General features: G+C 63.3%; 22 protein-coding genes. 14 read left to right on the forward strand and 8 right to left on the reverse strand.

The features are described from left to right. Window position 1 precedes the first annotated feature (1 nt). The 5 genes from ASR47_RS13860 (at window position 2) to ASR47_RS13880 (ending at window position 5,115) form a co-directional block, all read left to right on the forward strand. Window positions 2–970 carry a D-alanine--D-alanine ligase gene (locus ASR47_RS13860; RefSeq protein ID WP_065308360.1) on the forward strand — a complete coding sequence of 323 codons (969 nt, stop codon included), beginning with the start codon at window positions 2–4 and terminating at the stop codon, window positions 968–970. A 1-nt stretch (window position 971) separates the two neighbouring features. Then, window positions 972–1,790, forward strand: coding sequence for a cell division protein FtsQ/DivIB (locus ASR47_RS13865; protein WP_065308361.1), 819 nt, complete (start codon window positions 972–974; stop codon window positions 1,788–1,790). Between the two features lie 55 nt (window positions 1,791–1,845). Continuing rightward, window positions 1,846–3,078, forward strand: a complete 1,233-nt coding sequence (ftsA, locus tag ASR47_RS13870; RefSeq protein ID WP_010394955.1) for a cell division protein FtsA — start codon at window positions 1,846–1,848, stop codon at window positions 3,076–3,078. A 150-nt stretch (window positions 3,079–3,228) separates the two neighbouring features. Further along, the gene (gene ftsZ, locus ASR47_RS13875; RefSeq protein WP_065308362.1) at window positions 3,229–4,437 is read left to right on the forward strand and encodes a cell division protein FtsZ; all 1,209 of its coding nucleotides are present in this window, start codon (window positions 3,229–3,231) and stop codon (window positions 4,435–4,437) included. A 171-nt stretch (window positions 4,438–4,608) separates the two neighbouring features. After that, window positions 4,609–5,115, forward strand: a complete 507-nt coding sequence (locus ASR47_RS13880; protein WP_065308363.1) for a peroxiredoxin — start codon at window positions 4,609–4,611, stop codon at window positions 5,113–5,115. 45 nt (window positions 5,116–5,160) lie between these two features. On the opposite strand, the gene ASR47_RS13885 is transcribed toward ASR47_RS13880, so the two are convergent. After that, window positions 5,161–5,928 (reverse strand): class I SAM-dependent methyltransferase, encoded by a 768-nt coding sequence (locus ASR47_RS13885; RefSeq protein WP_065308364.1) that lies wholly within the window; start codon window positions 5,926–5,928, stop codon window positions 5,161–5,163. 117 nt (window positions 5,929–6,045) lie between these two features. Here ASR47_RS13885 and ASR47_RS13890 point away from each other — a divergent pair, with 117 nt between their 5' ends. From ASR47_RS13890 to lpxC, 3 genes are all read left to right on the forward strand, one after another. Further along, window positions 6,046–6,837 carry a helix-turn-helix transcriptional regulator gene (locus ASR47_RS13890; protein WP_065308365.1) on the forward strand — a complete coding sequence of 264 codons (792 nt, stop codon included), beginning with the start codon at window positions 6,046–6,048 and terminating at the stop codon, window positions 6,835–6,837. Between the two features lie 147 nt (window positions 6,838–6,984). Continuing rightward, window positions 6,985–7,827: a DMT family transporter gene (locus ASR47_RS13895; protein ID WP_065308415.1), complete on the forward strand. Its 843-nt coding sequence runs from the start codon at window positions 6,985–6,987 to the stop codon at window positions 7,825–7,827. A gap of 53 nt (window positions 7,828–7,880) precedes the next feature. Next, window positions 7,881–8,816 (forward strand): UDP-3-O-acyl-N-acetylglucosamine deacetylase, encoded by a 936-nt coding sequence (gene lpxC / locus ASR47_RS13900; protein ID WP_065308366.1) that lies wholly within the window; start codon window positions 7,881–7,883, stop codon window positions 8,814–8,816. A gap of 115 nt (window positions 8,817–8,931) precedes the next feature. Here lpxC and ASR47_RS13905 read toward each other — a convergent pair whose 3' ends face one another. Then, window positions 8,932–9,441: a DciA family protein gene (locus ASR47_RS13905; RefSeq protein WP_065308367.1), complete on the reverse strand. Its 510-nt coding sequence runs from the start codon at window positions 9,439–9,441 to the stop codon at window positions 8,932–8,934. Between the two features lie 263 nt (window positions 9,442–9,704). Here ASR47_RS13905 and secA point away from each other — a divergent pair, with 263 nt between their 5' ends. The 6 genes from secA to ASR47_RS13935 all read left to right on the forward strand — a co-directional run bounded on the left by secA (window position 9,705) and on the right by ASR47_RS13935 (window position 15,865). Beyond that, on the forward strand, window positions 9,705–12,479 hold the full coding sequence (gene secA / locus ASR47_RS13910; RefSeq protein WP_065308368.1) for a preprotein translocase subunit SecA: 2,775 nt from the start codon (window positions 9,705–9,707) through the stop codon (window positions 12,477–12,479). A 138-nt stretch (window positions 12,480–12,617) separates the two neighbouring features. Further along, window positions 12,618–13,856, forward strand: a complete 1,239-nt coding sequence (argJ, locus tag ASR47_RS13915; protein WP_065308369.1) for a bifunctional glutamate N-acetyltransferase/amino-acid acetyltransferase ArgJ — start codon at window positions 12,618–12,620, stop codon at window positions 13,854–13,856. Next, window positions 13,853–14,734, forward strand: a complete 882-nt coding sequence (locus ASR47_RS13920; protein WP_065308370.1) for an ATP-binding protein — start codon at window positions 13,853–13,855, stop codon at window positions 14,732–14,734. The genes argJ and ASR47_RS13920 overlap by 4 nt, the downstream gene beginning before the upstream one ends. After that, a complete protein-coding gene (locus ASR47_RS13925; protein ID WP_065308371.1) occupies window positions 14,731–15,153 on the forward strand; it encodes an NUDIX domain-containing protein in 423 nt (140 codons plus the stop codon). Before ASR47_RS13920 ends, ASR47_RS13925 begins: the two co-directional genes overlap by 4 nt. An 83-nt stretch (window positions 15,154–15,236) precedes the next feature. Continuing rightward, window positions 15,237–15,452 carry a FitA-like ribbon-helix-helix domain-containing protein gene (locus tag ASR47_RS13930; RefSeq protein ID WP_065308372.1) on the forward strand — a complete coding sequence of 72 codons (216 nt, stop codon included), beginning with the start codon at window positions 15,237–15,239 and terminating at the stop codon, window positions 15,450–15,452. 2 nt (window positions 15,453–15,454) lie between these two features. Beyond that, on the forward strand, window positions 15,455–15,865 hold the full coding sequence (locus ASR47_RS13935) for a PIN domain-containing protein (protein ID WP_065308373.1): 411 nt from the start codon (window positions 15,455–15,457) through the stop codon (window positions 15,863–15,865). On the opposite strand, the gene yacG is transcribed toward ASR47_RS13935, so the two are convergent. The 6 genes from yacG to ASR47_RS13965 all read right to left on the reverse strand — a co-directional run bounded on the left by yacG (window position 15,862) and on the right by ASR47_RS13965 (window position 20,875). Continuing rightward, on the reverse strand, window positions 15,862–16,053 hold the full coding sequence (yacG, locus tag ASR47_RS13940) for a DNA gyrase inhibitor YacG (RefSeq protein ID WP_065308374.1): 192 nt from the start codon (window positions 16,051–16,053) through the stop codon (window positions 15,862–15,864). The genes ASR47_RS13935 and yacG overlap by 4 nt on opposite strands. Before the next feature lie 11 nt (window positions 16,054–16,064). Further along, window positions 16,065–16,820: a cell division protein ZapD gene (gene zapD, locus ASR47_RS13945; protein ID WP_065308375.1), complete on the reverse strand. Its 756-nt coding sequence runs from the start codon at window positions 16,818–16,820 to the stop codon at window positions 16,065–16,067. A gap of 63 nt (window positions 16,821–16,883) precedes the next feature. Next, window positions 16,884–17,531, reverse strand: coding sequence for a dephospho-CoA kinase (gene coaE / locus ASR47_RS13950; RefSeq protein ID WP_065308416.1), 648 nt, complete (start codon window positions 17,529–17,531; stop codon window positions 16,884–16,886). 13 nt (window positions 17,532–17,544) lie between these two features. Then, entirely contained in the window at window positions 17,545–18,414 is an 870-nt protein-coding gene (locus tag ASR47_RS13955) for a prepilin peptidase (RefSeq protein ID WP_065308376.1), read from the reverse strand. Window positions 18,415–18,666: 252 nt separating this feature from the next. Further along, entirely contained in the window at window positions 18,667–20,136 is a 1,470-nt protein-coding gene (locus tag ASR47_RS13960; protein WP_065308377.1) for an aminotransferase-like domain-containing protein, read from the reverse strand. A 10-nt stretch (window positions 20,137–20,146) separates the two neighbouring features. Further along, on the reverse strand, window positions 20,147–20,875 hold the full coding sequence (locus ASR47_RS13965) for a LysE family translocator (protein ID WP_245714346.1): 729 nt from the start codon (window positions 20,873–20,875) through the stop codon (window positions 20,147–20,149). Between the last annotated feature and the right edge of the window lie 19 nt (window positions 20,876–20,894).

Genomic DNA, 20,894 nt, shown 5'->3' on the forward strand with positions numbered 1-20,894 from the left:
CGTGAACGCAGCTTCAGCTATCGATGTAAAACAATTGGGCAAGGTCGGCGTGCTGTTCGGCGGCCGCTCGGCCGAGCGCGAAGTGTCGCTGATGTCGGGCGCCGGCGTGCTGGCCGCCTTGCAAAGCCAGGGCGTCGACGCGCACGGTTTCGACACGGGCGAGCGGTCGCTGGCCGAGCTGGCAGCCGAGAAATTTGACCGCGTCTTTATCGCGCTGCACGGCCGCTTCGGCGAAGACGGCAGCCTGCAAGGCGCACTGGAACAGCTGGGCATTCCGTACACGGGCAGTGGCGTGATGGCCTGCTCGGTCGGCATGGACAAGGTCTATACCAAGATGATCTGGCTGATGCACAAGCTGCCGACGCCGCAATACGCGGTGCTGGACGATGCGTCGGATCTGGCGCAGGTGGCCGGGCAACTGGGCCTGCCGCTGATCGTCAAGCCGCCGCACGAGGGGTCGAGCATCGGCATCACCACCGTGCACGAAGTGTCGGCGTTCCAGGGCGCGTATGACATCGCCGCCGGCCTGGACGACTCGGTGCTGGCCGAGCAGTTCATTACCGGCCGTGAATTTACCGTGGCGATCCTGGGCCAGGGCGCCACCGCGCGCGCGCTGCCGCCGATCGAAATCGTCGCGCCGCAAGGCAATTACGACTACCAGAACAAGTATTTTACGGATGTGACCCAGTATTTCTGTCCGCCGCAGCTGGACGCGGCCATCATCGCCGAGATGGAGCGCATCGCGCTGGCCGCCTATCGCGCGCTGGGCTGCGAAGGCTGGGGACGGGTCGATGTGTTGATGCGCAATGCCGACAGCGCGCTGTTCCTGCTGGAAGTGAACACCTCGCCCGGCATGACGGGCCATTCGCTGGTGCCGATGGCGGCGCGCGCGGTGGGCATCAGCTATGAAGACCTGTGCCTTGAAATTGTCGCTTCGGCACGCCTGAAGATCAACAAGGGACAGCACTGATATGTGGCACGACGCTAGAAGCCTCAATACGACCGCCAACGGCCTGATGGCCTTTGTCCTTGTCGTGTGCGTGGCCGCCGGCGTGTGGTGGGTGTCGCAGCGCCCGATGTTCGACCTGCGCACCATCAAGGTGGAAAGCGCCGATGCGAAGGGGCTGCGCCATGTGAATTACCTGACCCTGCGCGCCGGCACGCAGAACCGCATCAAGGGCAATTTCTTCACCAGCAATCTGGAGAGCGTGCGCGGGGTGTTCGAATCGGTGCCCTGGGTGCGCCGCGCCAGCGTGCGCCGCGAGTGGCCGAACCAGCTGATCGTGGCGCTGGAAGAACACGAGGCGCTCGGCACCTGGGGCGAGGACGGCCGCCTGCTGTCGGTCAAGGGCGATGTGTTTACGGCCAACGTGGCCGAAGCCGAGGACGACCATGAATTGCCCGCGTTTTCGGGGCCGGACGGCAGCGAGAAGGACGTGCTGGCGACCTATGTGAACCTGGCAAAATGGTTCGCGCCGTTGAAGATGGCGCCCGAATCGCTGTCGCTGTCGAGCCGCTATGCGTGGACCGTCAAACTGAACAACGGCATGAGCGTGGCGCTGGGGCGCGAACAGAATCACACGACATTGAAGGCGCGCGTCGACCGGCTGGTGGGGATTTACCCGCAGCTGGCCAGCCGCCTGGACAATATCGACACCATCGACATGCGTTACCAGAATGGCCTGGCCCTGAGTTCGGCCGGTCTGGTGATACCGGCCGAAGGCAAGGATGGCAGGCCGGTGCCGGCCATCAAGAAGAAAAACAGCAGTCCAATCAAGAAGCCGGCTTGACCTCCGGCATGACCAGATACTTACCAACAATAGCCCAAAAAACTAGGCGACAGAAATGACAAAAGACGCGAAAAACCTGATCGTCGGCCTCGACATCGGCACCTCGAAAGTGGTGGCGGTGGTTGCCGAAGTGATGTCCGACGGACGCCACGAAGTGATCGGGCTGGGCCAGCACGAATCGAAGGGCCTGAAAAAAGGCGTGGTGGTCAATATCGAGGCGACGGTGGAATCGATACAGCGCGCGCTCGAAGAGGCCGAGCTGATGGCCGACTGCAAGATCCGCAATGTGTATGCCGGCATCGCGGGCAGCCATATCCGCAGTTTCAATTCGAGCGGCATGGTGGCCATCAAGGACAAGGAGGTGACGGCCACTGACGTGGCGCGCGTCATCGAGACGGCAAAAGCGGTTAACATTCCGACCGACCAGCAGTTGCTGCATACGGTGCCGCAGGAATTCATCGTCGACAGCCAGGAAGATGTGCGCGAGCCGATCGGCATGAGCGGCATCCGCCTCGAAGTCAAGGTGCATATCGTGACCGGCGCCGTGTCGGCGGTGCAGAACATCGTCAAGTGCGTGCGCCGCTGCGGCCTGGAAGTGTCGGACCTGATCCTGCAGCCGATGGCCTCGGCCGACGCGGTGCTGACGCCCGATGAAAAAGAGCTGGGCGTGGTCCTGATCGACATCGGCGGCGGCACTACCGACGTGGCGGTGTTTTCCGATGGCGCGATCCGCCATACGGCAGTGATCCCGATCGCCGGCGACCAGATTACCAACGACATCGCGATGGCGCTGCGTACGCCGACCGCTGAAGCGGAAGAGATCAAGATCCGCTACGGCGTGGCCAAGCAGGTGCTGGCCGATCCGGGCGAATCGCTGGAGGTGCCGGGCCTGGGCGACCGTGGTCCGCGCAACCTGTCGCGCCAGGCGCTGGCGGCGGTGATCGAGCCGCGGGTGGAAGAACTGTTTGCGATGGTGCACCAGGTGGTGCGCGAGTCGGGCTACGAAGGTGTGCTGTCGTCGGGCATCGTGCTCACGGGCGGCACCTCCATCATGCCCGGCATGGTGGAAATGGCGGAAGACATCTTTTTGAAACCGGCGCGCCTCGGCACGCCGGAGTATCGCGGTCAGCTGGCCGACGTGGTGCGCAGTCCGCGCTACGCGACCGTGCTGGGACTACTGCTGGAAGCGAAAAAGCAATACCTGCGCGGGCATATCGTGACGCGCCAGGATGGCTCGGTGAAGGCAGTCTGGCAGCGCATGAAGGAATGGTTTTTAGGGAATTTTTAAGGGCCTGCGGTTCGCCCGGCAAGACAGGTTTTTTTGCAGCAGCGCAGGTACACACAACTTATTTTATATTTAACCGCAGTTTTCAATCTCCAGCTCTCCTACCGATATGAGGCCTGGCGCTTGGAAACCGCATTCTGATAGGAGCACATCATGGAGTTCGATATGGTCGATAACACAGCTTTAGGTACCGTCATCAAGGTAGTCGGCGTCGGCGGTGCGGGTGGCAATGCAGTTCAACACATGATCAACAAAGGCATGTCGGGCGTGGAGTTCATTGCCGCCAACACCGACGCTCAAGCGCTGTCGACGTCCAAGGCGCACAACATCATCCAGATCGGCGATACCGGCCTGGGCGCCGGGATGAAGCCGGCCGTCGGCCGCCAGCTGGCCGAGGAGTCGCGCGCGCGCATCGCCGATTCGCTGCGCGGCGCGCACATGGTGTTCATCGCCGCCGGCATGGGCGGCGGTACCGGCACGGGCGCGGCGCCCATCGTGGCCGAAGTGGCCAAGGAACTGGGCGCGCTGACGGTGGCCGTGGTCTCCAAGCCTTTCTCGTATGAAGGCCAGAAGTGCATGGACATCGCCGACGAAGGCCTGGAGCAGCTGTCCCTGCACGTCGATTCCCTGATCATCATCCTCAACGAAAAACTGGAAGAGATCTACGAAGACGAAAGCATGCTCGAATGGATGCAGCACGCCGATGATGTGCTCAACAACGCGGTGGCCGGCATTGCCGAGATCATCAATGTGCCGGGCCATATCAACGTCGACTTCAACGACGTGAAAACCATCATGGGCGAGCAGGGCAAGGCGATGATGGGCACCGCCACCGCTTCGGGCGTGGACCGTGCGCGCATCGCGGCCGAACAGGCGGTCGCTTCGCCGCTGCTCGACGGCATCGACCTGTCCGGCGCGCGCGGCGTGCTGGTCAACGTCACGGCCAGCCGTGGCCTGAAAGGCAAGGAGATCAAGGAAGTCATGGCGGCCGTGCGCGCCTTTGCCGCACCCGATGCGTCGATCGCGCAAGGTATCGCCTACGACGACGCCATGGGCGACGATATCCGCGTCACCGTGGTGGCGACCGGCCTGGGCCGCGCCAAGAAAAACATCCAGCTGGTACCGCAGCAAGTGCTGCGCACGGGTACCCACAACAGCCCATTGACCCCATCGGCTGCCATGGGCGCGGCGCAAACGGTGGCCACCACCGTCGGCGCGGCCACGCCGGCGCCAGGCTTTGACGGCATGAAGGCGCCAGCCGTATGGCGCCGTGAAACCGCTTCCGAGCAGGTGCGCGCGATGGAAAAGAACGGCATGGAGACGTACGATATCCCTGCGTTTTTGCGCAAACAGGCTGATTGATTTCAACCTGCATGGAGAGTGACTGCGGCGGCCTTCGGGCCGCCGTTTTTTTGATGCAAACCTTTGCTTTCTCCGGGGCTTTCTGCACAAATGCGGCAAGTCAGGCATACTGTCGCGCAGCACCGGCCGACGGCCGGTTTCCCCTGATACCCTATAAAAGAAGGAGTCACCATGACGATCAAGATCGGCGATACCCTGCCGGAAGGCACCCTGGCTGAATTCATCGAAACCGAAACCGAAGGCTGCGCGCTGGGACCGAACACGTTCAACGTGCAGGACCTGGCCAAGGGCAAGAAGATCGCCATTTTCGGCCTGCCAGGCGCGTTCACGCCAACCTGCTCGGCACAGCACGTGCCTGGTTACGTGCAGCACGCGGACGCGTTGAAAGCGGCCGGCGTCGATGAAATCTGGTGCATCTCCGTCAACGACGCCTTCGTCATGGGCGCCTGGGGCCGTGACCAGAAGGCCACCGGCATCGTGCGCATGATGGGCGACGGCAATGCCGCCTACAGCAAGGCCCTGGGCCTGGACGCCGATTTCTCCAAGCACGGCATGGGCACGCGCTCGCAGCGCTACTCGCTGCTGGCCGACAATGGCGTGGTGACGCAGCTGAACATCGAGCAGGGCGGCAAGTTTGAAGTGTCGAATGCCGAGACCTTGCTGGGCCAGCTGAAATAATATCGACGACCCTTTGAAAACGGCGCCTTTGCAGGCGCCGTTTTTTTATTGCACCACCGGTTTGGTCGCCTCGAACATGGCCGCGTCGATATCGAACGAGTAATCGTCCTGCAGCGCGAAATACTGGCGCGCTTCCTCGGGCGCGGCATCGAACAGGTTGCGGATGGCGGCGATGCGCTGGCCTGGCGTGCGCATGCGCGCCACCCAGTCGTCAAATTGCATGGTCAGCTTCCACGCGCTGCGCAGGCTGTGCGTGAAACCGGCCTGGTCGAACTTGGCGCCCCATTCGCAGCTGCGATAGTCGCGCACGTGCGAGCCGTCGCGCAGCAGTTCCACCGCCTGCAAGGTGGTATCGTACAGCGCGGTTTTCGGCGCCACGATATCGACCACCAGTAAAGTGCCGTTCGGGCGCAGCACGCGCCAGGCCTCGGCCAGCGCGCCGGCCACGTCGTTCCAGTGGTGGGCCGAAAAGCGCGTGACGACCATGTCGAAGCTGGCGTCGGCAAACGGCAGGCGGGCCACGTCGCCCTGGCGCGTGCTGATATTGTCCAGGCCGCGCTGCGCTTTCGCATGTTCGACCACGTCCAGCATCGGCTGCGCCAGGTCGTAGGCGACCACCGATGCGGCCACCGGCGCGACGGCAAAGCTGGCGTGGCCGGCGCCGCAGCCCAGGTCCAGCACTGCGGGGCGGCCATGGCGGCGCGCCGCTTCCTGCATCAGCACCAGGTCCGCGCCCTGGGCGTGGATGGCGCTGCTCAGGTAGGCATTGGCGGTCTTGCCGAATTGCTCGGTAATGACATCGTGCTGTTGCATGGTTTGCTCCCGTAAGTGTTGGTGTACAGCTAGAATAGTCTTCGTTTTATCCTGTAACAAGACAACAACTTATACTGGTATATTTACTACCATGCGCCACTACCACGAAAGAATGCCATGTCGCACAAGCTTGCCGAATTCATCCGTGCCCGGCGTGAAGCCGTCACCCCCGCCATGGCCGGCTTGCCCGGTGGCGGGCGGCGCCGCACGCCGGGCCTGCGCCGTGAAGAGCTGGCCCAGTTGTGCGACGTCAGTCCCACCTGGCTGACCTGGCTGGAGCAGGGCCGGCCCGTGTCGGCATCCAGCAGGATGCTGGCACGCCTGGCGCAGGTGCTGCAGCTGAGCGCGGCCGAACGCGGCTATCTGTTCGACATGGCCGACAAGGCCGACCCCGAGCATGGCGAAGCCGCTGGCGGCGGCGCGGCCTCAAACGAGCTGGCGGCCATCGTGGCGGCCATCGAGGCGCCGGCCTATATGCTGGACCGGCAGTGGAATGCCGTAGCCTGGAATGCGCAGGCTTGCGCGCTGTTTGCGGGCTGGCTCGATGCGCCGCAGGCCGGTGACGAGACATGCAAGCAGCTGCCGAATTTACTGCACTTCATGTTTTTGTCGCCGCAGGCGCGCACGCTGATCGCCGGCTGGCCCGAGCGCGCGCAGCGCCTGGTGGCCGAGTTTCGCGCCGACGTCGGGCGCCATGCCGACCAGGCGCCGCTGGCCGGCCTGATCGCCGACCTGTCCGGTGCCAGTGTGGAGTTTCGCCAGTGGTGGGGCGCGCAGCAGGTGCTGGGGCGCGATGGCGGACTGCGCCGCTTCCAGCATCCCGTGCAAGGGTTGCTCAACTTCAACCAGGTGACCTTGCACCTGGCGCGCCAGCACGAGGTGAAGCTGGTCATGTTGCTGCCAGCCTGACAAGTGCGCTTGCTATAATCCGGGCGACCGCGCGCTGTCTTGCATGCGCCGCCGGTCCTGGCTCCGGCCGTCGCCATGATGACGGTTTCTCTCCCGCCAGGAGTTGACTTGCCTTCCCATCATCCCAATCTGCGCAGTATCTACGCCATGCTGGCCGCCGCCGGCCTGTTTTCGCTGATGGATACAGCGATGAAGCTGTTGTCGGCAACCTATCCCGCGATGCAGGTGACGGCCTTGCGCGCCTTGTCGTCGCTGCCGCTGGTGTGCCTGTATCTGCTGTACCGCGGCGCTTTCAGGAACCTGCTGAAAGTGCGCTGGCCGCTGCACTGTTTGCGCGGCGCGCTGGGCGTGGCCATGATTACCCTGTTCGCCTATGGCCTGAAGCGCCTGTCGCTGGCCGAAGCGTATTCGCTGTTCTTTATCGCGCCGCTGCTGATCACGGCGCTGTCGGTCTTCGTTTTGAAGGAGCGGGTCGACCTGGCGCGCTGGTGCGCGATCGCCGTCGGCCTCGGTGGCGTGCTGGTGGTGCTGCGCCCGCAAGGCGGCGAATTTTTGTCGCTGGCGGGACTGGCCGTGCTGGGCGCGGCCGCCTGCTATGCCGTCTCGGCCATCACCGGACGCATCCTCAGCCGCAGCGACGCCAGCGAAAGCATGGTGTTCTGGCTGATGGTCATGATGGCCGCCGGCGGCGTGGCGCTGTCCTGGCATGAATGGGTGGCGATCCGGCGCGAGGACTGGCTGCTGCTGGCAGGCTTGTCGGTCAGCGGCTTCCTGGGGCAGTTGGCGATCACCGAAGCGTTTCGCAGCGGCAAGGCGTCCAGCGTGGCGCCATTCGAGTATTCCGCCCTGGCCTGGGGCATGGGCCTGGACTGGCTGCTGTGGCGCACCTTGCCGGACGAATACACCATGCTGGGCGCGGCGATTATCATTGCCAGCGGCATCTATCTGGTGCGCCGTGAGGCGGTGCATGTGGAAAGCGAGCATCCGTAACGCCGTAGCAACGCCAGCCAGCATTCCGCGCCGCAACTGGCTATAATCGGGGGATGTTAAAACAACGCACCATCAAACAATCGGTCCGCACCATCGGTGTCGGCTTGCACTCCGGAACCAAGGTCGAACTGACCCTGAGCCCGGCCGCCATCGACACGGGCATCGTGTTTCGCCGCACCGACCTGTTGCCGGTGGTGGAGTTTCCCGCCAGCGCGATGGCGGTGGGCGACACGCGCATGGCATCCGTGCTGATCAAGGACGGCGCGCGCGTCTCGACCGTGGAACACCTGATGTCGGCCGCGGCCGGCCTGGGCATCGACAATATGGTGATCGACGTGAATGCGGAAGAAATTCCCATCATGGACGGCTCGGCCTCGTCGTTTGTATTCCTGTTGCAGCAAGCCGGCGTGGAAGAGCAGGCGGCGGCCAAGAAATTCATCAAGGTCATCAAGCCTGTCGAAGTGCGCCATGGCACCGGCGCGGCCGAGAAATGGGCGCGCCTGTCGCCGTATGACGGCTTCAAGCTGGACTTTTTCATCGAATTCAATCACCCGGCCGTCGACGGCACCATGCAGCGCGCCTCGGTCGATTTTGGCGACGTGTCGTATATCCATGATGTGGCGCGCGCGCGCACCTTCGGCTTCATGCAGGATGTGGAAAGCCTGCGCGGCATGGGCCTGGCCCGTGGCGGCTCGCTGGAAAACGCCATCGTGATGGACGAATACCGCATCCTGAACGCCGATGGCCTGCGCTACGACGACGAATTCGTGCGCCACAAGATCCTCGACGCGATTGGCGACCTGTACCTGGTGGGCCATCCGCTGCTGGCGTATTACACGGCGCATAAATCGGGCCATGCGCTCAACAACCAGCTGCTGCTGGCGCTGCTGGAACAGCCCGATTCGTATGAGATCGTGTCGTTTGACACCAATGCGGCGGCGCCGCAATCGTATTTGCGCCAGATGGAGCGGGAGTGGTCGCTGACGTAGGTCGGATTAGGCCCTTCGGGCCGTAATCCGACAACATTGTTGGCGCCGACGGTGTTGTCGGATTACGCGAGGCAAAGCCTCGCTAATCCGACCTACGTGCTGGCGCCCGGCGTTCCTAATCTTTAGCGTCGCGGTGATGGCGCACCAGCTTGCGCAGTGCCGCGATCAGCTGATCGTTCTGTTTCGAGGCCGGCAGCGCCGTGCTCAGTTCTTCCAGGGCCGACATGGCTTTTTCGGGCAGCGCCAGGGCGCGCGTGTGGACGATGGGTGCGATGCTCTTGATCACTTGCACCTTGAGCTTGATGCCGGCAATCTGCCAGCCTTTTCTTTCCAGCTCCCCCTGCAGTTTCGGCAGTTGCTGCTTGAGCTTGGCCGCCAGCGCCGCGTTCGGCGTGGCCAGCACCAGCTGGCCCGCTTCGAATTGCAGGATATCGCAGTGTTCGAACATGGCGGGCAGGGCCTTGGCGCAATCTTTTTGCAGGGCGGCCAGGCGCTTGACGGTGGGCATCAAGGACGCCATCGTCGCGTTGCCGCGCAAGAAATCGGTAGCGCCCGTGACTGGCGGGCCCGAGCGGGCAAAGCCGTAGCTGCGGCGCGGGGCCGGTGAGTAAGTGGGATTTCGCATGGCCGAAACATAGCACACTCGCTCGCGCATGGCGAGGGCGGCCGCCGCCGCGCATGGCGTCCTGCCCGGCGCAAAATGTCGGCGATTTCCCTTGATTGTTTGTCTTAAAGCTATTGTTATATAGTGCATGATCCCAACCTTGGGGGGAACGCATGATAAAATCATCGTCTTTTGCCATAGTCGAACTCCGTGCGGTCATGCGATTGTTACTTCGCTGTCAGCTACCGAGCTTTTTTTAACGGCGTTTTTTCAAGAATTCAAGCATGTCATTACTGACCCAGATTTTCGGTAGCCGCAACCAGCGGCTGCTCAAGCAATACCAAAAAACGGTACGCGAGATCAACGCGCTCGAGCCGGTCATCGAAAAGCTGTCGGATGCCGAGTTGCAAGCAAAGACGCCGGCCTTCAAGGAACGCATCGCCGGCGGCGAATCGCTTGACTCCTTGTTGCCGGAGGCGTTTGCCGTCTGCCGCGAAGCGTCCAAGCGCGTGCTGCGCATGCGCCACTTCGACGTGCAGATGATAGGCGGCATGGTCCTGCACTATGGCAAGATCGCCGAGATGGGCACGGGCGAGGGCAAGACCCTGATGGCAACCTTGCCCGCCTACCTGAACGCCCTGTCGGGCAAGGGCGTGCACATCGTGACCGTCAATGATTACCTGGCACAGCGCGACGCCGAGACCATGGGCCGCCTGTACGGCTGGCTGGGCTTGACGACGGGCGTGAACATGTCGCAGATGGAACACAGCGCCAAGCAGCAGGCCTACAACTCCGACATCACCTACGGCACCAACAACGAATTCGGTTTCGACTTCCTGCGCGACAATATGGTGTATGAAGCGCGCGACCGCGTGCAGCGCAGCCTGAACTTCGGCATCGTCGATGAAGTTGACTCGATCCTGATCGATGAAGCGCGTACGCCCTTGATCATTTCGGGCCAGGCCGAGAGCCACACCGACCTGTACCACAAGATCAATGAAGTGCCAGGCTTGCTGACGTTGCAGATCGGCGAAGAAACGCCGGACGGCAAGGGCAAGGTCGAGGTGCCGGGCGACTACACCAAGGATGAAAAAGCGCACCAGGTGCTCCTGACCGAAGCCGGTCACGAAAAGGCCGAGCGCATCATGACCGAGCTGGGCCTGCTGCCGGAAGGCGCCTCGCTGTACGACTCGGCCAATATCTCGCTGGTGCACCATATGTATGCGGCGCTGCGCGCCCATGCGCTGTACTTCAAGGATCAGCACTATGTGGTGCAGAACAATGAAGTGGTGATCGTCGATGAATTCACGGGCCGCCTGATGACGGGCCGCCGCTGGTCCGATGGCCTGCACCAGGCTGTCGAAGCGAAAGAAGGCGTGAAGATCCAGAACGAGAACCAGACCCTGGCCTCGATCACCTTCCAGAACTACTTCCGCATGTACGCCAAGCTGGCCGGCATGACCGGTACGGCCGATACCGAAGCGTACGAATTCCAGGAGATCTACGGCCTGGAAACGGTGGTGATCCCGCAAAACCGTCCGCTGCAGCGCAAGGACCGCCAGGACCAGGTCTACAAATCGTCGGCGGAAAAATACAATGCGATGGTGATCGATATCCGCGACTGCTACGAGCGCGGCCAGCCGGTATTGGTCGGCACCACCTCGATCGAGAACTCGGAACTGTTGTCCGGCATCCTCGATAAAGCCAAGCTGCCGCACAATGTGCTCAACGCCAAGCAGCATGCGCGCGAAGCGGAAATCATCGCCCAGGCCGGCCGTCCGAAAGCCATTACCATCGCTACCAACATGGCCGGTCGCGGTACCGACATCGTGCTGGGCGGCAACGTCGAAAACCAGATCAAGTTCATCGACGCGAACGCCGAACTGAGCGACGCCGACAAGGCATCGCAGTCGCAAAAGCTGCGCGATGAATGGCAGTCGCTGCACGACCACGTGGTCAATGCGGGCGGCCTGCACATCATCGGCACCGAACGCCATGAATCGCGCCGCGTCGACAACCAATTGCGTGGCCGTGCCGGCCGCCAGGGCGATCCCGGTTCGTCGCGCTTCTACCTGTCGCTCGACGACGCGCTGCTGCGCATCTTCGCCGGCGACCGCGTGCGCGCCGTGATGGACCGCCTGAAAATGCCGGAAGGCGAACCGATCGAAGCGGGCATCGTCTCGCGCTCGATCGAATCGGCCCAGCGCAAGGTGGAAGCGCGCAACTTCGACATCCGCAAGCAATTGCTGGAATACGATGACGTCGCCAACGACCAGCGCAAGGTGATCTACCAGCAGCGTAACGAATTGCTGGAGACGACCGATATCTCGGAAATGATCGCCTCGCTGCGCCACGGCGTGTTTACCGACCTGGTGCACGCTTATGTGCCGCAGGAATCGGTGGAAGAGCAGTGGGACATCAAGGGCCTGGAAACCGTGCTGGCCAGCGAATGGCAGCTCGACATGCCGCTGCAGCAATTGCTGGCGGCCGATGCGAGCCTGACGGACGAAGAGATCGTTGAAAAAGTGCTGGTGGCGGCCGATGCCGTGTACCAGTCGAAGATCGATATCGTCGGCAAGGAATCGTTCGGCGGCTTCGAGCGCAATGTCATGCTGCAAAGCGTCGACAGCCACTGGCGCGAACACCTGGCGGCGCTCGATCACCTGCGCCAGGGTATCCACCTGCGCGGTTACGCCCAGAAGAACCCGAAACAGGAATACAAGCGCGAAGCGTTCGAACTGTTCGGCATGATGCTCGACATGATCAAGAACGACGTCACCAAGCATGTGATGACGGTGCGCATCCAGTCGCGCGAGGAAGTCGATGCGGCCGAAGCGGCGATGCAGCAGTCGCACGTGGAAAACGTGCACTACCAGCACGCCGAGTTCGATCCGAACGCGGCGCCGGAAGAGCTGCTGGCGCCGACCGCCGGCGACAACAGCGACCAGCAGTACACCGACGACATGAGCGTGAGCATGGGCGTCAAGGTTGGCCGCAACGATCCATGCCCTTGCGGCAGCGGCAAGAAGTACAAGGCATGCCACGGGAAATTGGCATAAAGGCGGTTTGACAGCCTGAACAAAAACGGAGACCGCGGTCTCCGTTTTTTTTGCCCGTCCGTCCCATGCCTCGCATGCTCACCGGCGCCGCGAAGGCGCTACAATAGCGCTTCCTTTTCCCCTCGCAGAAGAACTCATATGGCCGTCAATTCTCCCAAGCCCGTCGCCGCCGACCTGAAAGCCGTCGCCGGTATTGAAATCGGTGTTGCCGAAGCCGGCATCAAGAAGCCGAACCGCAAGGATTTGCTGGTATTGAAACTGGCGCCGACCGCCACCGTGGCCGGCGTGTTCACCCTGAACCGCTTCTGCGCCGCGCCGGTGCAAATCTCGAAAGCCAACCTGGCGGCCGTCACCGCCGGCGCCGCGCCGATCCGCGCGCTGCTGGTCAATACCGGCAACGCCAATGCGGGCACGGGCGAATCGGGCCTGGCCGCCGCGCAAGAAAGTTGCGCCGCGCTGGCCGAACTGCTGGGCTGCACGCCGCAGCAGATCCTGCCGTTTTCCACCGGCGTGATCCTCGAACCGCTGCCGGTGCAGCGCCTGGTCGCCGGCCTGCCGCAGGCTGTCGCCGCGCTCACGCAAGATAACTGGTTCTCGGCGGCCGAAGCCATCATGACCACCGACACGCAGCCGAAAGCCGGCTCGCGCACCGTCACCATCGACGGCCATGCGGTCACCCTGACGGGCATCAGCAAGGGCGCCGGCATGATCAAGCCGAACATGGCCACCATGCTCGGTTTCCTGGCGTTCGACGCCACCGTGGCCCAGCCGGTGCTCGATCAACTGGTGAAACAGGCGGCCGACAAGTCGTTCAACTGCATCACCATCGATGGCGACACCTCGACCAATGACTCCTTCATGCTGGTCGCTACCGGCGCCGGCAGCCTGGTGATCGATTCGGTCGACGCGCCCGGCTACGCCGCACTGGCCGCCGCCGTCACCGAACTGTCGACGTTCCTCGCGCAAGCGATCGTGCGCGACGGCGAAGGCGCGACCAAGTTCATGACCGTCACCGTGGAAGACGGCCGCAGCATGGAAGAGTGCCGCAAGATCGCCTATTCGATCGCCCACTCGCCGCTGGTGAAAACCGCGTTCTTTGCGTCGGACCCGAACCTGGGCCGCATCCTGGCCGCCATCGGCTACGCCGGCGTGGAGGACCTCGACGTCAGCCTGCTGAATCTGTATCTGGACGACGTGTGGGTGGCCAAGAATGGCGGGCGCAATCCCGACTACCAGGAGCAGGACGGTCAGCGCGTGATGCAGCAAAGCGAAATCACCATCCGCGTGAAACTGGCGCGCGGCGACGCTGCGGCCACTGTCTGGACTTGCGACCTGTCGCACGACTACGTATCGATCAACGCCGACTACCGTTCATGACCGGCCTCGAACAATTCCTGCTGCGCGCGGAAAGTCTGCTCGCGCGCGTGGAGGCGATCCTGCCGGCCGCGCTGCCTGCCGTCGACTGGCGCAGCTTTGCCTTTCGCTGGCGCCGCCGGCAGGGCGCCGCCAGTTACCTGCAGGCGGTGGCCCATGTGTCGAACATCGCCCTGGATGACCTGCACAATATCGGCACGCAAAAAGCCCAGATCGAGCAGAACACGCGCCAGTTCGTCGCTGGCCGTCCCGCCAACAACGTGCTGCTGACGGGCGCACGCGGCACCGGCAAGTCGTCCCTGATCAAGGCTTGTTTGAACCAGTTTTCCGGTCAGGGCCTGCGCCTGATCGAGGTCGACAAGGCCGATCTGGCCGAGCTGCCCGATATCGTCGACCTGGTGGCGGCGCGCCCCGAGCGCTTCATCATCTTTTGCGACGACCTGTCGTTCGAAGAAGGCGAGAGCGGCTACAAGGCGCTGAAGGTGGCGCTCGACGGCAGCATCGCCGCGCAGTCGGACAATGTGCTGATCTATGCCACCTCGAACCGGCGCCATCTGATGCCGGAACGCATGTCGGACAACAGCAGCTACAAGACCGACGACGATGGCGACCTGCATCCGGGCGAAACGGTCGAGGAAAAAATTTCCCTGTCCGAACGCTTCGGCCTGTGGCTGTCGTTCTATCCGTTCAAGCAGGACGACTACCTCGACATCGCGGCGCACTGGCTCGCTTCGTTCGGCTGCACGCCGGAGCAGATCGCGCAGGCGCGCGGCGACGCCCTGCGCTGGGCCTTGCAGCGCGGCTCGCGCTCGGGCCGGGTGGCGTGGCAGTTCGCGCGCGATTATGCGGGGAAACTTCCCGCCGGAAAGCTGCCGCAATGAGCGAGGTGAAACCAAAACCGGTCGATGTGGCCGTCGGCATCCTGATGAAACCGAATGGCGACGTGCTGCTGGGCCAGCGTCCGGCCGGCAAACCGTATGACGGCTACTGGGAGTTTCCTGGTGGTAAAGTCGAGCCGGGCGAAGCCATCCTCGACGCATTGAAACGCGAGTTCGTCGAGGAGCTGGGCCTGCAGATCGACAGCGCAGAAGCCTGGTGCGGCGTGGAATATGTCTATCCGCACGCCCATGTGCGCCTGCATTTCTATATCAGCCGCCACTGGCGCGGCGAGCCGCAAAGCCTGGAAGGCCAGGCTTTTGCGTGGCAGGGTGCGGTCGGCGTGGAACCCTTGCTGCCGGCCACGATTCCCCTGCTGGAATGGCTGGATGTGGTGCGCCGGGAAAGTGCCACCGCGGCTTGACCGCCAGCGCCTGATTGCCCCTCTCGCCTTGCATTACAGGGTCTTTCCGCTAAAGTCATTGATGACGATAGCGGGAGACCCGCATGGCGCTGACCCTGACCCTGACCTTCAACGACGCCGATGAACTGCTGCTGGCGGCGCTGCACAAGCGCGCCCGCGCCCATGGCCGCAGCATCGAGGAAGAGCACCGCGATATCCTGCGCAGCGTGCTGCGTCCCTTGCCCAAGCGCGTCCTCGACGATATCCTGCGCGGCATGCCCGACGTCGGCAGCGACGCCGATTTTGGCCGCGACCATTGATCATGTCCGGCTATCTGCTCGACGCCGACGTGGTCCATGCCGCGCGCAAGGGCGCCAAGGCGCCGCCCGGCGTGCGATCCTGGTTCGAGCGCGTGGCGCCCGAAGAGCGTTACCTGCCGGTGCAGGTGGTGGCGCAGTGGCACGCCGGCATCCGCCGGCTATGGCTGCGCGGCGCCAGCATGGAAGCGCTGGCGATGGAAAGCTGGCTGGAGGTGGTATTGCGCGATTACGCGGCGCGGCTGCTGGAATTCGACCTCGATTGCGCGGTGGTGTGGTCCCGCTTGCCGCAGCACGGCTCGGCCATCGATGGCCAGATCGCGGCGATGGGTATCGCCCATGGCCTGACGGTGGTCAGCGGAAGGCTGGACCGCTATGCGGCGACAGGCCTGCGGCTGGAAAACCCATTCGCTTAGTGCTGCTGTTTTTTCTCGTCTTCATCGAGCGGATCATCGAGCGGGTTGGCGGCCGGTATCGTGTATTTCTCTTCGGCCCAGGCGCCCAGGTCGATCTGCTTGCAGCGATTCGAGCAGAAGGGGCGGAAGGTATTGGCCTCGGTCCATTCGACTTTGGCGGCGCAGGTGGGGCAGTTAACAACGGTCATGGCAAGAACAATTAAAAATTACACAGCGTAAGCTCGAAGGGGACATCCTCTTCGAGCGGCTTGGGTTTCAGGTCGCCGCCCTGGGTGGTAAAGCGCACCCACAGCATGTATTTATTGGCGGAGATTTCGGGAATCGCGCCGCTGGCCTCGTCGAGGCTCAGGCGCAGCATCTGGTAGACCTTGCCTTGCAGCATTTGCTGGAAGCTGCCGGCGTTGGCGATCAGCTTGACCGGGCCGCCCGAATCGCGCAGCAGGCGCAACACCAGCGCCAGCGCATCGAACAGCGGCGCCAATGGCGCGAACCAGGCGTGGATATCGGCCAGGCGCTGCTCCGAGCTGCGCTGCTGCCAGGCATGGTAGGACGGCAGGTCGAATTCACAGGCGCCGCCGGGAATAATGGTGCGGCCGCGGATGCTCATCAGCCACTCATTGTCGCGGATATTCTGGCCGGTCTTGCCTTGCGCCGCCACCAGCGCGCCGCTGACACTGTCGAGTTCGGCGAGGATGGCGTCCAGGGTTTCCGGTTCCACGTTCGGGTTGCTGCGGTAGCCAAGCAGGCTCTGGCGCTGGCGTTCAAGTTCCTGCAACAGATCGGACTTCAGGTCGGCGCGGCCGGCCACTTCCAGCATGTCGAAGATAGTTGCCAGGGCAACATGGTGCTGCATCGCATGCTCTTGCTGGATAAAGAACTTGAATTTGTCGTACAGATCTTCCAGCCGCAACAGCGTACGTATGCGTTCGTTGAAAGGGTATTCGTAGACAATCAAAATAATTCCCTTAAGTATGGACCTGCAAAGCAATCCCGTGATTCTGAACCAAGCGTCGACAAATTACAAATGCTGCGAGGCCATTCCCGCCATTCTTTTTGAAAATGCCAGATATACCTCGTGCAACAGGGCAATCTGCGGCTCCAGGGCCGCCAGGTCGCCATTGTTATCGATCACATCATCGGCCGCCGCCAGGCGCATGCTGCGTGTCGCCTGCGTCGCCATGATGGCCTTCACTTGCGCTTCCGACAGGCCGTTGCGCTGCATCACGCGCACCACCTGCAGGCTTTCCTGGCAGTCGATCACCAGCACGCGATTGACCCGTTCCACCCAGCCGCCCGATTCGACCAGCAGCGGCACGGCGAAGATCACGTAGCTGCCGGTGGCGCTGGCGGCGGCGGCCAGGGTGGCGGCGCGGATGCGCGGATGCAGGATCGCTTCCAGCCTGGCCTTGGCCTGTGGATCGGAAAAGACCAGCTCGCGCATTTTGGCGCGGTCCATCGCACCGCGCGCATCGGCGGCGCCATCGCCAAACTGCGCCAGCAGGGCCGGCATGGCGGCGCCACCGGGCGCCGTCAGGCTGTGGGCGATCTCGTCGGTATCGACGATGGTGGCGCCGCGCGCGGCAAACAGATTGGCCACCGTGCTTTTGCCGCAGCCGATGCCGCCGGTCAGGCCGATGCTGAAATAAGGTGTTGCAGCTTGCGTCATGGCTTCCATTTCATCAGCCCACCAGGCCCAGCGTCAGTTGCGACAGCGGCGCGCCGTACAGCAAAGCGATCACGCCGGCGGCGGCCAGATAGGGACCGAAGGGGATGGGTTTGTCGCGCCCGCGTTTGGCCAACACGATCAGAACGATACCGACCAGCGCGCCGACCACGGACGACAATAAAATAATCGTCGGCAGCATGGTCCAGCCCAGCCAGGCGCCCAGCGCCGCCAGCAATTTGAAGTCACCATAGCCCATTCCTTCCTTGCCTGTCGCCAGCTTGAAGGCCCAGTAGACGCTCCACAGGGCCAGGTAGCCGGCGGCCGCGCCGATCACGGCATCGTGCAAGGGCACGAAAGTGCCGTTGATATTGACCAGCAAGCCCGCCCACAGCAGCGGAAACGTCAGGTCGTCGGGCAGCATCTGTGTGTCGGCGTCGATAAACGTCATGGCGATCAGCAAAAAGGCAAACAGCAGGCTGGCCAGCCCGGCCCAGCCGCTGCCGAAATGCCAGACCAGCAGCGCCGACAGCGCGCCCGTCAATATTTCCACCAGCGGGTAGCGCGCTGAAATCGGCGCCTTGCAGGCGCTGCATTTGCCGCGCAAGGCCAGGTAGCTGATGACGGGAATGTTTTCCAGCGCCGTGATGCGGTGGCCGCAGGCGGTGCAGTGCGAATGCGGCAGCATCAGGTTGTATTTGTCGGTGTGCGGTGGCGGCTTGCCGCTTTCGGCGGCCACGTAATTGTCGGACTCGCGCTGCATCATCTTCGGGATGCGGTGGATCACGACATTGAGAAAGCTGCCCACGATCAGGCCGAACAGGGCGGCGACCAGGGTGACGAACAGATTGCCGGGCGCGGCGAACAACAGGGTATCTTGCGGCATGGTGGTCTAGTCAGGGTGGGATATTGCCGTACAAACAGATGCCGGCACAGCGCAGTGTAAAACATCCTCACCCTTCCGGGGAACTTTCGGCAGGCCACGCGTTCTCCGACATGCCCCTGTCAGATTAACTTGCCAGGCTGATGGCGGCACAGGATAGCGGCCAAGGCATGGACCTGTATCTCCGCATTGAACAAACTCAGCGGTAGAGGCAAGCAAGGAGAAAGAGCAAGCAATAGCCTGCAGCCTCAGCTTTCAGTGTTCCGGCTTGACGATGCTGGCTGCGCCACTGGCACGTGCCAGGCTGGAGCGCGCGCCGGCCACCGCGCGCAGGCGTTCTTCAAGGTAGGCACTCACGCGGGGATGCTGGCTGAAGGCGACGTTGAAGCGGATGTGCTGGTCGGGCGTGTCGTTGGCCGAGAATGCGGCGCCGCGCATCAGCAGGATCTTGTTGCGGTAGGCGTCCTGCACCAGCAAGTCCACGTCCAGCCCTGCGGGCATGCTGCCCCACAAGAAAATTCCTGCGTCGCCGGGCTGTTCGAACAGCACGCCGGCCGCGCTCAGGTGCCGCGTGCTGGCGTTGCGCGCCACCATGATCTTGCGTTGCAGCCGCTCCAGGTGCTTGCGCAGGTTGCCGGCCTTGAGCACTTCGAGCAGCACGTATTCGTTTAGCGCCGGCAACGTCATGATGGCGTGGATCTTGGTGCGCATCAGCAGCTTGAGCAGGGCCGGCGCCGCGGCCAGGTAGCCCATGCGCAGGGCCGGGCTGAGCGCCTTGCACAGGCTGGAGTAGTAGATCACGCCATCGAGCCCGGACAGCGATGCCAGTCGCGTGCTGTGCCCCTGCTGGAAGTGGCCGTGCACATCGTCTTCGGCGATCAGGAAGCCATATTGCTGCGCCATGATCAGCACCTTGTGCAGGTTGGCGGCACTGCTGCTCCAGCCGGTGGGATTGTGCAAGGCCGTTTGCACGAACAGCAGGCGCGGACGGTGCGCGCGGCAGGCCGCTTCCAGCTCGTCCAGGTCGAGGCCATCGGGGCGGCGCTTGATGGGCACCAGGCGCACGCCATCCTGGCGCAGCCTGCCGAACATCAGGAAGTAGCCGGGGTCTTCCACCAGCACCGTATCGCCGGGCTGCAGAAACGTGCGGCAGATCAGATCGATGGCATGGGTGCCGCCGAAAGTGGTGAGGATGTGGCTGGCGTCCGCAGCAATGCCGATGCCGCGCAACAGCAGCGCGATCTGCTCGCGCAGTTCGGCCAGTCCTTGCGGCGGACAGCGCGAGGCCATGCCGGCCGCGCTGCGCGCCAGCCCACGTTGCACGGCGGCCGCCGGCAGCGCGTCCTGCAGCCAGGTGGGCGGCAAGGCGCCGCTGCTGGCCAGCAGCACGCCCGGCCGCTGGTCGTTCACTTGCTGGCTCAGCCAGACCGGCTCCTGCTCCTGGCCCGCTTCCAGCGCCACCTCGTCGGGAATGGCGCGGCTGGCGTCGCTTGCCGTGCAGACGAAGAAGCCCGCCGTGCCGTGCGTATCGATGACGCCTGCGGCCACCAGCCTGTCATACGCCATCACCACGGTGTTGGTGCTCACGGCGAGCTGGGTGGCAAGCTGGCGGATCGACGGCAGCCTGGTCCCGCCAGGCAGGACGCGCTGCGCGATCTGCTGGCGCAATGCGGCCTCGATCTGCTTGAACAGGGCAATGGGTGAAGAGCGGTCGATGGAGAACATGGCTGGCAGTCTAGCGTAAAAACACCAAGGCGAGCACCAGCAGCATGCCACCCATTGCCAGATTGAACAGGCGCTGGTTGCGCGGCGCTTTGAGCACGCTGCGGATCGAAACACCGAACAGCGCCCACATGGCGTTGCATGGCATGCCGACCACGGTGCCGATCACGGACACCAGCAGCGCGCTGGCTGGCATATTGCCCTGTGCAGGCATGAAAACCGACGCCATGGTGATCGCCTTGAGCCAGCTCTTCGGGTTCAGCGCCTGAAACAGCGCCGCCTGCGCCAACGACACGGCCTTCGGTGCGCTGCTTCCCGCCACCGAGGCGCCGGCAAGCTTCCAGGCCAAGAACAGCAGGTACAGCGCGCCCGCGATCCGCAGTACCTGCTGTGTCATCGGATACGCGACGAACACGCTGCCCAGCCCCACGCACATGAGCATGGTCTGCACAAAGATGCCGAGCTGGATGCCGAGGATAAGCGGCAGCGCGCCGCGATAGCCGAAATTGGCGCCGGTGGTGGCCAGCATGACGTTGTTCGGCCCGGGCGTGGCGGACATCACGAAGCAATAGCTGATCAGGGGCAGGAGTTCGGTCATGGCAGGCAGTCGCAGGGTGGAGAAGCCTCCAGTCTGGAAGCTTGGCACGGCAGGGACAAGGCACAAGGCGCGGCGCACAGGCACATGCTGTATCAGTCGAAGCACTGCTACAGCGGCGATCAGGCCGCCCGGCCCGACCTGCATGCAGCGGCTATTCCGAGAA

This window comes from Janthinobacterium psychrotolerans, assembly GCF_001677885.1.
GTDB classification, from domain to species: Bacteria; Pseudomonadota; Gammaproteobacteria; order Burkholderiales; family Burkholderiaceae_D; genus Janthinobacterium; species Janthinobacterium psychrotolerans.